Raw genomic sequence first — 13966 nt, forward strand, 5'->3', positions numbered from 1 at the left:
GCTCACTTACTCGTCATCACCCACACCCCGGTCCAGTCGTCTGGCGCAGGGGACGGCGTGACGGCGAGCAGGTCGCGGCATTTCTCGGCGTAGGCGGCGGCGGCAGGATCCTGGTCGGCAATGGCCTCGAAGATCCGGCTGGCCGCCTGCAACGTGCCGGCATAAAAGGCGTCCAGGCCCTGGCGGAACTGCGTCAGCACACCTGCCCGGGCCTGGGCGCAGGCCTGCCCCAGCAGCTCATGCACCACCACCGGCCGGGCCTTGCCCTTCACCTGCACGCGGCCCAGTTCGCGAAAACAGGCATCGGCCTCCAGCGCGGTCCCGCACGCCTCCTTGGACGCCGCCGAGCACATGGTGTAGGTTCCGAATTGCTTATTCAATGATTCCAGACGCGCCGCCAGGTTCACGGCATCGGAGATCATGGTGTAGTCGAACCGCGTGCTGGACCCAAGATTCCCCACGATGGCCTCCCCCGTGTTCACGCCGATGCGCATGCGCGGCGCAGCGCCCAGCCGGGCCTGATACCCCGGCCGCAGGGCCTCCAGCCGCTGCTGGCAGCGCAGGGCGGCCCGCAGGGCGCGGGCGGCATGATCCGGCTGATCCAGGGGCGCGTTCCAGAAGGCGATGATGGCGTCGCCTTCGTATTTGTCCACGGTGCCGCCTTCCTCCAGAATGATATCCGTCATGGCTGAAAGGTAGTTGTTCAGAAACCGGGTGACGGTTTCGGCGTCCAGATTCTCCGACAGCGTGGTGAAGCCCTCCAGATCGGAAAAGAAAATGGAGAGCATGCGCCGTTCCCCGCCCAGGGTGAGCTTTTCCGGATGCTGGATCAACTGCTCGATGACCGCCGGGTGCAGGTACTGCTGGAAGGCATTTTTGATGAAGCGCTTCTGCTGCCCTTCCATGGCGTAATTCATCAGGGAACTCATGGTAAAGGCTCCCAGTGCTCCGGCCACGGGCCCCACCATGGGCAGCCACAGTCCCTGCTGATACGCCACAAAGCTGCCGACCACCGGCAGCGGCGCCACCACGGCCAGGGCCGCGGCCTGGCTCCAGGCGGAGACGAACACATTGCCCGCCAGGGCCGCCAACAGGCAACAGCCCAGCACCGTCGCCCAGGCCAGCAGGGGATCGGCCTTGCGCAGGGCATCGCCGGAAAGCAGGTTGTCCAGCAGGGTGGCCCAGAATTCCACGCCGGGATAGGCTCCGCCCACGGGGGCCGTGCGCAAATCCATCAGCCCTGGCGCAGAAAATCCAAAAAAGACATAGCGATTGCGGAAGGCGTCGGGATCGGCGATGGCGGGCGTCTGGTCCGTGGCGGTGGAGGGGTCCATGCTCTGCAGCACCTGGGCGGCGCTGTACGCCGTGTGCGTGCCGGCCGGCCCGCGGAACCGCAGCAAGGCTTCGGCGGAATGGTCGATGGGGATGCGCACCCCGTCCACCTCGAAAAAGCGATCCTGGAAATTCAGGCTGATCCACCGCTGTTGCGCCCCCACCAGCAGGGGGGCAAGGCCCAGCGAAGGCACCACATGCCCGCCGAACAGGGAGATGAGGGGCACCTGCCGCACCACGCCGTCTTCCCCGCCCTGGGCCTGCACCGTGCCCAGCATGGCCAGGGCATTGCCCAGTTCCGGAAAAGGAAATGCCGCGCGGGGATACGCCAGCCGTTCCGCCAGGGCGGCGGGCATGTCGGCCAGCCCCTGGATGGTCAGCTGCGGCCGGCGCACCCCCTCGGGCCAGGTCACGGCGTCGCCGCTGTCGCGTCCCAGAAACAGCGCGCCCACCACGGTGCCGGCCGTCGCAACGGCCTGGACCAGGGCGGCGTCGTCTTCGGGGCGGTCGCGGGCCTGATTTTCGGTGAAGAGTACGTCAAAGGCCACGGCGCGCGCGCCCTGCCCATGCAGCCAGGAGACGATGGCGGCGTAGAACTCCCGGGGCCAGGGCCAGGCCACGCCATAGACGGCTTCGGCCCACGCCAGGCTGTCCTGATCCAGCAGCACCAGACGAATCTGGTCCGTGGCTGCGCCAGGGGCAGCCAGCAACCGCACCCGCCAGTCCCAGGTGCGGTCTTCCCAGGTGTGATAGAACCATTGCTGCTGCAGCAGAGCCACCAGGGCCACCCCGGCCAGGGCGGCCAGGATCACGCGCCGCCACCGCGAGGAGAGCACCCCGACTGCGTTCACGGGCCGACGGAACCGCCGAGAATCTGACCCAGCGCCGCCTGAAAACGCTGCTGCCGGGCCGGCAGGGACTGCACCGGGCGGTACTCGAAGGCGATTTTCTGCTTGATGAACTTGTAGCGCTCCACCGGGGACGGATGGGTGCGGGAGAAATCCTTGCGGGCCGGATCCAGCCGGTCTTCCATGGCCAGCAGCATATCCACCATGCCCGAGGGCGGATACCCCACGCGGCGCAGGATCTCCATGGCCGCCAGATCCGCCTCGGCCTCGGCCTGACGGGAATAGCCAGCCACCACCAAGGCGTTGAACACATCGGTGATGGAGCCTTCAAAGTTGGACACCAGCTGGGCCAGTTCCTGGCCGCCCTGCTCCTTGAGGCCCTGCATGGCCAGACCGGTCAGGGCGCTCTGGATGCGGGCCTGCTTGATGGCCTGCAGGCCGTGGCGCTTTTCGATGTGGCCGATCTCGTGAGCCAGCACCGCGGCCAGGGCTTCTTCATGCGGGCAGCAGCGGATAAGGCCCTTGGTGACAAAGATGAAGCCGCCGGGCGCGGCCAGGGCGTTGATGTCGTCGGAATCGAGAATCAGAAACCGATAGCCGGTGAAGGTCTCGGGCATGCCGGAGGCCGTGGCCAGGGACCGGCCCAGCAGGTTGATATATGCATTGGCCTTCTCGTCAGGATAGGGCCGGTAGTTGCCCAGGATGAGCGCCCCGACGGAGCGGCCCAGCCAGTATTCCTGCTCGGGAGAAAGGGCCTTGTAATTGGCCATCACCTCCCGGGTGGCGTTGAGATTCGGCAGCGCCGGGACCCCGGTGACGGGATCGCCGGCCGGCAGGCCCATGTTTCCCGAAAGCCCCTGGTCTTTTTGCATTTGTTGCAGCATCTGATCCATGCTTGGCACCTGGGCCGGTGCAAGGCCTGCCACAAGCATGGTGGCCGCCACGGCGGCGCACACCGCGAGCACTCGCACGCGCATTAGCTGTCCCTCCCGGGCAGGGACAGGTCGCCCTCCGTCACAAAGGCCTGGAGCTGCTGGGGCGCCACGGCGAGGGCCTCCATCTTGTCCAGCCAGGAATAGTCCAGATTGCCGCGCTGCTCGCGAAATTTGTCTTCCACGCTCTTGGAAAAGCCCTTGCCGGCCAGGGCCAGTTCGCCCGTGCTGGCTCCTGTGGCCTGCTGCTGGGCCCGGGCAAGCAGGGCGCTTTCCGGAGCGGCAATGGCCGTCTTGTGCATCCAGCCCTGGCCGGCGGCGCAGGCCACGCGACGCCAGTCCCCCTGCGATTCGAGCACGGTCACCGCCTGCCCGTAGGGGGCTTCGGCCAGCACCAGACTCAGAAAGGACGGCTTCTCCCGCAACTGGCCCACCTTCACCTGCACGGCCATTTCGGCGGCGGCCATGGCCACAGCAGCAGCGCCAACCATCGCGATCAAGGCGACAACAATGCGTTTCATGACAACGGCTCCTTGCATGCGTCCGTCTATACACCAGCCGGCCGCTACTGAATAGTGGCTGCCGCCCATCATGAAAGAATAGCAATGAATTCCGCGCACTCTTTCGGTTCCGCTTTCTGGCGCTCTGTGGCATGGTGCGCAAAACAGGAGGCACGACCATGGGCGCGGGAGGCACCAGCGGCGGCGTGGGCCGCTTTTTCATCGGGTTGGCCATGATGGTGGCCGGGGGGTATTTGTTTTTCGACGCCATTTCCGTGCACACCGGCTTCGGCTGGGGCCGGCCGCTGTTGCGTGTGGGCGGCTACGGCCTCACGGGCGGCATGGTCCTCATCCCGTTCCTGTTCGGCATCGGCCTTATTTTCTACAATGCCGACAAGATCCTGGGCTGGCTGCTGGCTGCGGCCTCGTTGATCATGCTGGGGGTGGGCGTCATCGCTTCCATCGAATTCCGGCTCAAATCCATGAGCTCCTTTGAACTGCTGACCATCCTGGCCCTGCTCTTCGGCGGTCTCGGCCTGTTCCTCAGCTCCCTGAAAGCCAGGGACCCCGGACGGTTGACATGAGACACGCCCTGCTCTCGCCCCTGCTCACCTTCCTGCTTCTGGCCGGATTGACCGGCGGATGCAGCAACCAGGCTGCCCCGCTGGAATCGCTGACCATCCTCGCCTGTCCCGAAGTCAAGCGCATCGAGCCCGTCATCATGCAGGCTGCCCAGGCCCAGCACCTGGATATCCAGGTGTGGTACAAAACGCCCGTGGACATCCTGCTCGATCTCCAGTCTCCGGGCTTTCCCTGCGACGCCGTGCTGACGGGCAACACCCCCTGGCTGGCCCTGGGAGACACCGCCCGCCGCGTGCGGGAGGGCGCCTCCATCATGCATTCGCCCGTGGCCCTGGGCCTGCGGCGCAGCCTGGCCGAGTCCCTGGGCTGGACGGGCCGCGAGGTGCACATGGCCGAACTGCTGGGCGCCATACGCGCCGGCACCTTCACCATCGCCATGGCCTCGGCCACGCAATCCAGTTCCGGGGCAGCGGCGTACATGGGCATGCTGTTCGCCCTGGCCGGACGACCGGAGATGCTGACGCCGCAGCACCTGCAGGATCCCGCCCTGCAGGACCAGGTGCGCCAGCTCCTGGCCGGCGTCAGCCGCACCGCCGGCGGCTCCCAGCTGCTCTCGGACCTCTTCCTTGGCAGTCCGTCGCCGCCCCAGGCCATCATCAACGACGAACTCCAGCTCCTGGCCATCAATCAGGCCCTCACCGCCCAGGGCGGCGAGCCGTTGCACATCGTCTACTTTGCGGACGGGCTGGCCGTGGCTGATTTCACGCTGGGATTCGTGGAAAAGCCGGACAACAAGCACAAACTCGAACGCTTCATCGAATTGCGCAATCGTCTGCTGGAGCCGGACTCCCAGCAGGCACTGGCCGCGGCGGGCGGGCGCACCTCGCTGCTGGGCATGAACCCGAAGCTGGCCGACGCCACCCTGTTCCGGTCGGAATGGGGCGTGGATCTTGCCCGCTCCCTCGCCTTCATCCGCTGGCCTGCCCCCGACACCCTGCGGGACGCCCTGACCCTGTACCAGACCACCCTGCGCAAGCCCTCCTGCACCGTCTACCTGCTGGATGCCCGCGCCTCCTCCCTGCAGCAGCGCAAGGATGCCCTGGCTGCCATGCTGGACCCGATCCGCGCCGAACGCGTGATGCTGCAGCCCTCGGCCGGGGACATCACCATAATCCTGCCCTTCGGGCATCCCACCGAGACCACCCCCTGGATCGTCCACGGCAACGACCCGCAATCCCTGCTCGCCCTGCAGCAGCGCCTGGACTCCCTGAACGCCATGGAGACCCCGGACCAGACCGGAGACACCGCCAGCGCAGATCTGGCCCCGCCACTCCGAAACGCCCTGGAGTTGCTGCGCGATGCAGACGGGGCCCGGCTGCCGGCCGTCATCCTGCTCACCGGCGGCAATATCCGCCTGGAGGAGCCGCTTCCCGAAATCCAGCGCCGGGCCTGGGACAATTCGCCCCTGCCGCCAGTGTATGTGGTGATCACGGGCACGGGCGACGCCGAGCCGAACCAGTTCACCGCCCTGGGCACCCTGACTACCCAGACCGGCGGCCGCCTGCTGGATGGCCGGCTCCTGGGCCCCACGGCGGCGCTGCGGCTGGCCACGGCCGGCAATTAGGGCGTTTTACTTTTGAAAAAGGACGTTGCGAGAGGGGAGAACCTTTTGAAAAAGGTTNCCTTTCTTCAGAAAGGTTTTCCCCCGACAGTTCTTTTCAAAAGTACATTGCGCTAACTTTTACCGCGTGGCCAGCAGCAGGCCGGCCTGGGCCAGACCCACCAGCACGCCCAGCACGCCGCCGCTGATTTCAATGAACTTGAACTCCTTCTTCATGAGCGTCACCAGCACGCCCTCCAGCTGTTCCATGGAGAAGGCCTCGATCTTGGCCCGCACCGTCTCCTTGACGCTCATGCTCTCCTCCAGCTCCTGGGCCAGGGATTCGATGAGCCGGGGAGTAAGCCGCTCGAACTGCTCGGCCAACAATTCCTTGACCTTGGGAGCCAGATTCTCATTGAGAAACATGGCCAGCATGGGGATGCGCGTGGGCAGGACGTCCTTGATCAGGGAATCCAGGTACTCATCCATGAGCGCATGCATCCGGGCCTGAAAGGCCGGCTGCTGCAGGTAGGCCTGCACGTCCTTGTGGGAGAAGAGCTGTGTTTCCACCAGGTGCGCCAGCCGTTCGGCCAGGGCCTTGTGCCGCTTGGGGAACACGCCCTGGATGGTGAATCCGAGCACGCGGACGGGTTGGCGCGGCCGAAACAGCATCTTCACCGCAAGCCAGTTGGTGCCCCAGCCGATGGCCCCGCACAAAATCGGGGAAGCATATATCGCGAGATCGTTCATGCCACTTCTGGACCTTTGCCGGCAAAGACCGTACAGTTTGGACGCTTCAGAACCAAGGAGCGTCAGATGAAATACATCCTTTTCGAGGATTTCCAGGGCCGTCCCCTGCCCATCATTTTCCCGGACCGCATCGATCACCTGGAGATGCGCGAACAAATGCCGTACGCCACGGTGCTCTCCGCAGGCTATGTGGACGTGGAGGGCGAGGCGTTGTTCCGCTGCCACGGCAAGGCCGTGGAGCTGGGCGTGGCCGCGCGCGCCGAGGATGCCGCCGTCCTGTTGCGGTCCTTCACCGCGGAAAACGGCGCGGACGCCGGAGGCGAATGCCGATGATCGACGACGCCGCCCTGGCCGGCCTCAAAACACAGCTGGACGCCGCGCATCGCTGGCCCTGCCTGTTTATGTTCAAATTCATTGTCCCGCAAGAGCAGGTCTCCCGGTTGCTGGCCCTGCTGGCCCCGGAACGCCACAGCAGCCGCGCCTCCCGCGGCGGCAAATACCTGGCCCTGACCATGGAAATGGAAATGCGCTGCAGCGAGGAAGTCTGCATGCTCTACCAGAAGGCGTCCCAGGTGGAAGGCGTTATCGCGCTCTAGCATGTCTCGGGAGCGCATCTCCCCTGCAACGATTCTTAGCGTTACACCAGCATGCTGTCAAAAAAGTCAGGAGCGGGAGGGATGCCACCAGACTCTCCCGGTGCCCCGGCGTCCCTCCCTCCCCTGCTGGTGGTGGCGGGCACGCATTCCGGCTGCGGCAAGACCTCCGTCGCCCTGGGCCTGTTGCGCGCCCTGACCCGCCGCGGCCTCACGGTGCAGCCCTTCAAGGCCGGGCCGGATTTCATCGATCCCGCCCTGCATGCCCTGGCTGCGGGCCGTCCCTCCTGGAACCTGGACAGCTGGATGTGCCCGCCGGACGCCCTGTTTCGGGCCCAGGCCATGGCCAGCGGCAATGCCGATCTGTGTCTGCTGGAAGGCGTGATGGGCCTGCACGACGGCGCGTCCCCCCGCAGCGCCCGCGGCAGCACGGCCGAGCTGGCCCGCCTGCTGGACGGGCGCGTGCTCCTGGTGGCGGACGTGCGGGCCATGGCGCGATCCGCCGCCGCCCTCATCCAGGGCTATGTGCAGTTCGAACCGGGGCTGGACGTGGCCGGCGTGGTCCTGAACCGTGTCGGATCCGCCAGGCATCGCACCCTGCTGGCCGAGGTCCTGGCGACGTATTGCCCGGGCCTGCCCGTGGCCGGCATGCTCGGCCGGGACGCCGCCATCGAACTGCCCTCCCGCCACCTGGGCCTCCATTTGGATGCCGATGCCGACGCCTTTGCCGCCACCCTGGACCGGCTGGCGGACTGGGTGGAACTGGGCCTGGATCTGGACGACCTGCTGGCCCGGCTGCCGCGCCGGCCCGGTGGCGTTGCCCTGTCACGGGAGGTGCCGCCTGCTCCCGGCATCCGTCTGGCCGTGGCCCGGGACGCCGCCTTCTGCTTCGTCTATGCGGAAAATCTCCGCCGCCTGGAGCAGGCCGGGGCAACGCTGGTCTTCTTCTCCCCCCTGCGGGACCAGCGCCTGCCCGAGGGAATCCATGGCCTCTACCTCCCCGGCGGCTATCCCGAACTGCACGCCCGGACCCTGGCGGCCAACGCGGCCATGCGCGCGGCGGTACAGGCGTTCGCCCAAAGCGGCCGCCCGGTGTATGCCGAGTGCGGCGGCTTCATGTACCTGCTGGAGCGACTGGAGACAGGAGAGGAGGCCTTTCCCATGGCCGGCGTGTTCCCCGGCGCGGCCCGCATGGGGGAGCGCTTCGCAGCCCTGGGCTACCGGGAGGTGACCACCACCGCGGCCACGCTCCTGGGACCGGCCGGCACCCGCTGTCGCGGCCACGAGTTCCACTATTCCTTTCTGACGGCCCCGCAGGCACTGGACGTCGCCGCCCGACAGATCTATCATGCGGCAGATCGAAACGCCGCCGCCACCACATCCGGCGGCTGGCAACGCGGCAACGTCCTCGGCAGTTACATCCATATCCATTTCGGCAGCAATCCCCGGCTCGCCCCCGCCCTGGTGGCGGCCTGCGCCCATGCCTGACCAGTGGTGCCCCATCGCATGAACATCCTGCCCATTGCAGATCCCGCGGCCATCGAGACCGCGTCCATGGCCATCATCGACCAGGAAGCCGGCGTCCACCCCTGGACCGGCCCGGCCTGGGCCGTGGTGCGCCGGCTCATCCATACGTCCGCGGATTTCGACATGCTCGACCTCGTCCGCATGCATCCCCAGGCCATCGAAGCCGGGGTGACCCTGCTGCGGCAGGGCGCGCCCATCATCACCGACACCCAGATGTGCCGCGCCGGCGTGCCAGTCCGGCGGCTGGGGCGCTTCGGCAACACCGTGCACTGCCTCATGGATGATCCGGAGGTGGCGGACGTGGTCCGGCAGACTGGCGGCACCCGGGCCCGGGCCGCCGTGGCCGTGGCCTGCCGACGATTCAACGGCCTGGCCGGCGCGGTGATGGCCGTGGGCAACGCCCCCACTGCCCTGCTGGCCCTGCAGGAGGCCATGGACCGCGGCGAGGCGGCCCCGGGGCTGGTGGTGGCCATGCCCGTGGGCTTTGTGAACGCCGCAGAATCCAAGGATCTGGTGATGACGCGTTCGACTGCGCCATGGATCGCCATCGCCGGCCGCAAGGGCGGCTCGGCCCTGGCAGCGGCCACGGTGAACGCCCTGCTGGAACTTGCGTTTGCCGAGTCGCATTAGCGTCTTTTTTTCAAAAGTACAGTACGTTACCCATGCACACGCTGTTGCGGCTGCTGCCGCGTCTGGATCCCATCATGGCCCGCCATGCCCTGCGCACGGCCCTGGCCAGCGTCGTCACCCTGGTGCTGGTGGATGTGCTCTCCCTGGCCCAGGGATACTGGGCGGTCATCTCGACCATCATCGTCATGCAGGCCAACCTGGGCCGGGCGCTCCTGGCCGGGCTGTCCCGGATACAGGGAACATTCGTCGGCGCGCTGCTCGGGTCCCTGACGCTTTCGGTCATGGGCACGGGCACCGTCTCCCTGGGGCTGGGCGTGTTCCTGACCATCTTTGTCTGCGCCTATTTCATGGGCCTGCACGAGAGCTTCCGTCTGGCGGCGGTCACGGCGTCCATCGTCATCCTACTGGGCCGGGGCACGGAACAACCCTTCCTGCTTGGGCTGGATCGCTTTCTGGAAATCTCCCTGGGCGTGGGGGTGGCCATGGCCGTGTCCATATTCGTGCTGCCTTTCCACGCCCGCACGTCGTTGCGGCTGGGCATCCGGGCCGCCCTGGAAGCCTCGGGGCAGTTCGTCGCCGTGCTGGTGGGGCAATGTCTGGAGAACCGCTATGACGAATCCGCCATCGTCGCCCTGAAAAACGCCTGCATCCGCCATGTGATGCAACTGCGGCCGGCCCTGGCCGATGCCTCCCGCGAGCCCGGCGGCCTGGGCGAAGGCGGCCAGGTGCTGGGCAGTCTGGCCACCTCCCTGGACCGGTTGATGGAAGATTTCCAGTCCATGGACCACGCCGCCCGCGAGCTGGCCGAGGAAGCCCTACACCTGGAGCTGCGGCCGGATCTGGCCGCCCTGGCCCGGGCCATGCAAGCCGGTCTAGAAGCCGCCGCCGCCTGCCTGGGCGAGCACGGCGTCAAGCGCACGGACATGCGGTTGCTCATCGAGGCCCTGGAAAACACCCTGCATTCCGTGGATCGCGGCATGGAGGGCATCCGCGCCCGGCAGATCGCCCGGCAGCATCCCCTCTCCGAGGTCACGCACTTCTTTTCCCTGGTCTTCAGCATGCGTGAGGCAGCCCTGGAGCTGATGGAGATGCTGGCCGCCCTGCACGAGGTCAGGCGGTGAGCAGGCGTCCCGGCTCCGGCGGCCGCGAAGGCGTGACCACCGGCTCCTGCGCCGCCGCCGCCGCCAAGGCCGCCGCCCTGGCCCTGTGCCTGGGGGAGCGGCCGGACGTGGTGTCCATCTCCTGTCCGCCCACGCCCCACGCCCATCCCGGGCGTCTGTCCATCCCCCTGGCCTGCATCCGGCAGGAAGGCCAGGCCGTGCGCGCCGAGGTGCTCAAAAACGCCGGCGACGATCCCGACATCACCCACGGCTGCGCCATCCAGGCGGTGGTGTGGATCGACCCTGCCCTGCCCCCTGGCGATGTGATCCTCGACGGCGGCGAAGGCGTGGGCCGCGTCACCCTGCCGGGCCTGCCCGTACCCGTGGGCCGGGCAGCCATCAATCCCGCGCCCCTGGCCCAGATCCACGCCGCAGTGCAGGAGGTGCTGGCGCGCCTGCCCGCGCCGCCGGGCCTGCAGGTGCGCATCGAGGCGCCCGAGGGACGCCGGCTGGCCGAACGCACCCTGAATCCCCGTCTGGGTGTGGTCGGCGGCATTTCCATCCTTGGCACCCGCGGCACGGTCAAGCCGTTCAGTCATGGATCATGGAAGGAGACCATCCGCCGTCAACTGGACGTGCTGGCCAATGCCGGCGGCGGGCATGTGGTCCTGAGCACCGGCGGACAGAGCGAACACCTCTGCCGCCTGGCGCTGCCGGCGCTGCCGGCGACGGCCTTTGTGCAGGCCGGGGATTTTGCGGCATTCGCCTTGCGGCAAGCCGCCCGCCATGGCATGCAGGGAGTGACGCTTGGCCTGTACTTCGGCAAATGCTGCAAACTGGCCCAGGGCATCGGCTTCACCCATGCCCGGGCCGGAGCGCTGGATCTGACGCCGCTGGTCCGCTGGGCGCAGACAGCCGGTTTGGACCGCGCCGCCGCCGCCCTGGCCCAGGCACGCACGGCCCGGCATGCTGTGGAATTGCTGACCCATGGGGACGCCGGCGGTTCGCCGTCCCAGGGGGAGGCGGCACTGCATCTGACAGCCCGCCGCGCCCTGGCCTGGGCCGAGCGCATGGCCGGCTGCACCCCGCAGGGCCGCCCCGTACCCGTGACCCTGCTGTTGTTCGACACCACCAACGCGCTGCGGCTGCAGCGTTCCAGTCAGGACGGTTAGATGCCCATCACCCTCGTTGGCCTCGGCCTTTCCCCGGACGCCCTGTCCGAACAGCATGAAGACGCCATCGACATGGCCCAGGTCCTGGTGGCCGGCAAGCGCCACCTGGCCCTGCACGCCAGCCATCCGGCCCAAAAGATCGAACTGACGGCGGATCTGGACGCCGCCTTCGCCGCCATCCGCGACGCCCTCAAGGCGCATCTGGAAGTGGTGGTCCTGGCCAGCGGCGATCCGTTTTTCTACGGCATCGGCCCGCGCCTGGCCGAGGCCTTTTCCGGCGAAGATCTGGTGTGCCTGCCCAACGTGACCACCCTGCAGACGGCCGCCAACCGGCTCAAGATTCCCTGGCAGGACATCGCCAGCGTGTCCCTGCACGGTCGCGACGACCTTTCGCCCCTGCTGACCGCCTGCATGCAGCACCGCTGGGTGGCCGTGCATACGGACCCGCGACACATCCCGGCCGGCATCGCCCAGGCCCTGCTGGATCGCGGGGCAGACTGGTTCGTCATGTGGGTGCTGGCCGCCCTGGAGACGGACAAGGAGGAAATCGCCCGCCTTTCCCTGGTCCAGGCCAGCGGGACCCGCTTTCCCCAGCCCAATTTCGTGCTCCTGGAGCGCGTGGGCACATCCAAAAAACCGCTGGCCCTGGGCACGGCCGATGACGACTTTGCCTGCGTGGATAATGTGCTCACCAAGCAGCCCGTGCGGGCCACCGGCGTGGCCGCCCTCTCCCCCCGGCCGGGGGACGTGATCTGGGACGTGGGCGCGGGCTGCGGCTCCGTGGCCATCGAGGCGGCGGCGGTGATGCGGCAGGGCCGGGTCTATGCCATCGAGAAACGCGGCGACCGCCTGGCCGCCATCCGCACCAATGCCCGGGACTTTGGCGCGCTCATCGTGGAGCCGGTGCATGCCTCGGCCCCGGCCTGCTTCGGCGAGCTGCCAGACCCGGACGCCGTGTTCATCGGCGGCGGCCTGAGCGAGGACCCCGGCCTGCTGGACGCCGTGTGCGCCCGGCTCAGACCCGGTGGCAGGCTGGCCGTGCATTGCGTGCTGCTGAACACCCTGGAAGAGCTGCGCCGCCGCCTGGATGCCCTGCGCATGCGGCCGGAAATCCAGCTGGTGCAGGTGTCCCAGGCCAAGGTACTCGGCAAGGATCTGCACTTCGAGGCATTGAATCCGGTGTTTGTGGTGCACGGAGTCAAGCGGGCATGAGCGATGCTTCCGCCACCGCACCCACCGTCTGGTTTGTCGGCGCCGGACCAGGGGATCCGGATCTGCTCACGGTCAAGGCCCTGCGCCTCATCCAGCACGCGGACCTGCTGCTGTATCCCGGCTCCCTCACGCCGCCGGCCATCGTCGCCCTGGCGCGGCGAGACGCCCACACCCGGGACACCGCTCCCATGACCCTGGAGCAGACCCACGCCGCCATCCTCGACGCCGTGCAGCGCGGGCAGCATGTGGTGCGCCTGCAGGCCGGGGATCCCTGTCTCTATGGCACCATCCGGGAACAATCCCGCCTGCTGGACGCCGACGGCATCCCCTGGGCCGTGTGCCCGGGGGTGACGTCCGCCTCGGCCGCGGCGGCGGCGGCGGGAGTTTCCGTCACCATTCCCGAAGTCTCCCAATCCCTTGTCCTGACGCGCCTGTCCGGCCGCACCCCGGTGCCCGAGGCGCAGTCCCTGGCCGCCTTTGCCGCGCACCGGTGCGCCATGGCGGTGTATCTGTCTGGCGACAATCCCGAGGCCGTGGCCGAGGCCTGCCGCGCCGGTGGCCTGCCGGAGCACACGCCCGTGGTGATGGCGCATCGCCTGGGCTGGAAGGGAGAACGTGTCCTGCGCACCAGCGTGGCCGGCATGGCCGAGTGTGTGCGCGCCGAGGGCCTGACACGGCAGACGCTGTTCCTGATTCTGCCAGGACACGAGGACGCCCCGGCCACGCGCTCCAGGCTGTATGCCCCCGACTTTTCCCACGGTTTTCGCACCCAGGAGGACGGCTGATGCACACCCTCGCCCTGGCTACCGGTTCCCGGCAACAGATGCTCTCCATCACCGACCGCGTGCAGGCCCTGGTGACGGACCAGGGCTGGCGGGATGGCGTCCTGGTGCTGTTCTGCCCGCACACCACCGCCGCCCTGACCGTGAACGAAGACGCCGACCCCACGGTGACGCGGGACATCCTCACTCATCTGGCCGCAGCCATCCCCCACCGCGGCGACTACCGGCACGCCGAAGGCAATTCGGACGCGCACATCAAGACGGCCCTGGTGGGCCCGTCCCTCAGCCTCATTGTGGCCGGCGGTCGCGTGCAGCTCGGCACATGGCAGGGAATTTTCCTGTGCGAGTTCGACGGCCCGCGACAACGCACCCTCTGGGCGCAGTGGCTGGGGGCATAGCCGTCGGC

15 protein-coding genes are annotated in these 13966 nt (G+C 67.8%); 11 read left to right on the forward strand and 4 right to left on the reverse strand.

Features of this window, described 5'->3' with window-relative positions:
* Positions 1-2: 2 nt before the first annotated feature.
* The 3 genes from DGI_RS02620 to DGI_RS18655 are packed head-to-tail and all read right to left on the reverse strand — an operon-like array spanning position 3 to position 3633.
* Entirely contained in the window at positions 3-2183 is a 2181-nt protein-coding gene (locus DGI_RS02620) for a CHASE2 domain-containing protein (protein WP_027192744.1), read from the reverse strand.
* Positions 2180-3157, reverse strand: a complete 978-nt coding sequence (locus tag DGI_RS18650; RefSeq protein WP_021759113.1) for a M48 family metalloprotease — start codon at positions 3155-3157, stop codon at positions 2180-2182. Before DGI_RS18650 ends, DGI_RS02620 begins: the two co-directional genes overlap by 4 nt.
* Positions 3157-3633 (reverse strand): SH3 domain-containing protein, encoded by a 477-nt coding sequence (locus tag DGI_RS18655; RefSeq protein WP_021759114.1) that lies wholly within the window; start codon positions 3631-3633, stop codon positions 3157-3159. The genes DGI_RS18650 and DGI_RS18655 overlap by 1 nt, the downstream gene beginning before the upstream one ends.
* 158 nt (positions 3634-3791) lie before the next feature.
* Between DGI_RS18655 and DGI_RS02635 the strand changes: the two genes are divergently transcribed.
* The gene (locus DGI_RS02635; protein ID WP_021759115.1) at positions 3792-4196 is read left to right on the forward strand and encodes a hypothetical protein; all 405 of its coding nucleotides are present in this window, start codon (positions 3792-3794) and stop codon (positions 4194-4196) included.
* The gene (locus tag DGI_RS02640; protein WP_021759116.1) at positions 4193-5818 is read left to right on the forward strand and encodes a substrate-binding domain-containing protein; all 1626 of its coding nucleotides are present in this window, start codon (positions 4193-4195) and stop codon (positions 5816-5818) included. The genes DGI_RS02635 and DGI_RS02640 overlap by 4 nt, the downstream gene beginning before the upstream one ends.
* Positions 5819-5935: 117 nt before the next feature.
* Here the strand turns inward: DGI_RS02640 and DGI_RS02645 are convergent, their stop codons facing one another.
* Positions 5936-6544 (reverse strand): DUF445 domain-containing protein, encoded by a 609-nt coding sequence (locus tag DGI_RS02645; protein ID WP_021759117.1) that lies wholly within the window; start codon positions 6542-6544, stop codon positions 5936-5938.
* Positions 6545-6610: 66 nt separating this feature from the next.
* On the opposite strand from DGI_RS02645, the gene DGI_RS02650 reads away from it, so the two are divergent.
* From DGI_RS02650 to DGI_RS02690, 9 genes are all read left to right on the forward strand, one after another.
* Complete coding sequence (locus tag DGI_RS02650) at positions 6611-6877, forward strand: hypothetical protein (RefSeq protein WP_027192741.1); 267 nt, start codon at positions 6611-6613, stop codon at positions 6875-6877.
* The gene (locus DGI_RS02655) at positions 6874-7140 is read left to right on the forward strand and encodes a DUF493 family protein (RefSeq protein ID WP_051286157.1); all 267 of its coding nucleotides are present in this window, start codon (positions 6874-6876) and stop codon (positions 7138-7140) included. Before DGI_RS02650 ends, DGI_RS02655 begins: the two co-directional genes overlap by 4 nt.
* Before the next feature lie 81 nt (positions 7141-7221).
* Entirely contained in the window at positions 7222-8625 is a 1404-nt protein-coding gene (locus DGI_RS02660; protein WP_021759118.1) for a cobyrinate a,c-diamide synthase, read from the forward strand.
* A gap of 18 nt (positions 8626-8643) precedes the next feature.
* Positions 8644-9294 carry a precorrin-8X methylmutase gene (locus DGI_RS02665; RefSeq protein WP_021759119.1) on the forward strand — a complete coding sequence of 217 codons (651 nt, stop codon included), beginning with the start codon at positions 8644-8646 and terminating at the stop codon, positions 9292-9294.
* A gap of 32 nt (positions 9295-9326) precedes the next feature.
* A complete protein-coding gene (locus DGI_RS02670) occupies positions 9327-10415 on the forward strand; it encodes an FUSC family protein (RefSeq protein WP_021759120.1) in 1089 nt (362 codons plus the stop codon).
* Positions 10412-11566: a cobalt-precorrin-5B (C(1))-methyltransferase CbiD gene (gene cbiD, locus DGI_RS02675; protein WP_021759121.1), complete on the forward strand. Its 1155-nt coding sequence runs from the start codon at positions 10412-10414 to the stop codon at positions 11564-11566. Before DGI_RS02670 ends, cbiD begins: the two co-directional genes overlap by 4 nt.
* Positions 11567-12778 (forward strand): bifunctional cobalt-precorrin-7 (C(5))-methyltransferase/cobalt-precorrin-6B (C(15))-methyltransferase, encoded by a 1212-nt coding sequence (locus DGI_RS02680; protein WP_021759122.1) that lies wholly within the window; start codon positions 11567-11569, stop codon positions 12776-12778.
* Positions 12775-13563, forward strand: a complete 789-nt coding sequence (cobM, locus tag DGI_RS02685; RefSeq protein WP_021759123.1) for a precorrin-4 C(11)-methyltransferase — start codon at positions 12775-12777, stop codon at positions 13561-13563. The genes DGI_RS02680 and cobM overlap by 4 nt, the downstream gene beginning before the upstream one ends.
* Positions 13563-13958, forward strand: a complete 396-nt coding sequence (locus DGI_RS02690) for a secondary thiamine-phosphate synthase enzyme YjbQ (protein WP_021759124.1) — start codon at positions 13563-13565, stop codon at positions 13956-13958. The genes cobM and DGI_RS02690 overlap by 1 nt, the downstream gene beginning before the upstream one ends.
* Positions 13959-13966: the final 8 nt, after the last annotated feature.

Origin of the sequence: Megalodesulfovibrio gigas DSM 1382 = ATCC 19364, assembly GCF_000468495.1 — a bacterium.
Classification (GTDB): domain Bacteria; phylum Desulfobacterota; class Desulfovibrionia; order Desulfovibrionales; family Desulfovibrionaceae; genus Megalodesulfovibrio; species Megalodesulfovibrio gigas.

What these genes read in the sequence shown, in the direction of transcription:
- DGI_RS18650 (WP_021759113.1), bottom strand. Translation starts at nt 3,157, where the DNA reads ATGCGCGTGCGAGTGCTCGCGGTGTGCGCCGCCGTGGCGGCCACCATG.
- DGI_RS18655 (WP_021759114.1), bottom strand. Translation starts at nt 3,633, where the DNA reads ATGAAACGCATTGTTGTCGCCTTGATCGCGATGGTTGGCGCTGCTGCT.
- DGI_RS02635 (WP_021759115.1), top strand. Translation starts at nt 3,792, where the DNA reads ATGGGCGCGGGAGGCACCAGCGGCGGCGTGGGCCGCTTTTTCATCGGG.
- DGI_RS02640 (WP_021759116.1), top strand. Translation starts at nt 4,193, where the DNA reads ATGAGACACGCCCTGCTCTCGCCCCTGCTCACCTTCCTGCTTCTGGCC.
- DGI_RS02645 (WP_021759117.1), bottom strand. Translation starts at nt 6,544, where the DNA reads ATGAACGATCTCGCGATATATGCTTCCCCGATTTTGTGCGGGGCCATC.
- DGI_RS02650 (WP_027192741.1), top strand. Translation starts at nt 6,611, where the DNA reads ATGAAATACATCCTTTTCGAGGATTTCCAGGGCCGTCCCCTGCCCATC.
- DGI_RS02655 (WP_051286157.1), top strand. Translation starts at nt 6,874, where the DNA reads ATGATCGACGACGCCGCCCTGGCCGGCCTCAAAACACAGCTGGACGCC.
- DGI_RS02660 (WP_021759118.1), top strand. Translation starts at nt 7,222, where the DNA reads ATGCCACCAGACTCTCCCGGTGCCCCGGCGTCCCTCCCTCCCCTGCTG.
- DGI_RS02665 (WP_021759119.1), top strand. Translation starts at nt 8,644, where the DNA reads ATGAACATCCTGCCCATTGCAGATCCCGCGGCCATCGAGACCGCGTCC.
- DGI_RS02670 (WP_021759120.1), top strand. Translation starts at nt 9,327, where the DNA reads ATGCACACGCTGTTGCGGCTGCTGCCGCGTCTGGATCCCATCATGGCC.
- DGI_RS02680 (WP_021759122.1), top strand. Translation starts at nt 11,567, where the DNA reads ATGCCCATCACCCTCGTTGGCCTCGGCCTTTCCCCGGACGCCCTGTCC.
- cobM (WP_021759123.1), top strand. Translation starts at nt 12,775, where the DNA reads ATGAGCGATGCTTCCGCCACCGCACCCACCGTCTGGTTTGTCGGCGCC.
- DGI_RS02690 (WP_021759124.1), top strand. Translation starts at nt 13,563, where the DNA reads ATGCACACCCTCGCCCTGGCTACCGGTTCCCGGCAACAGATGCTCTCC.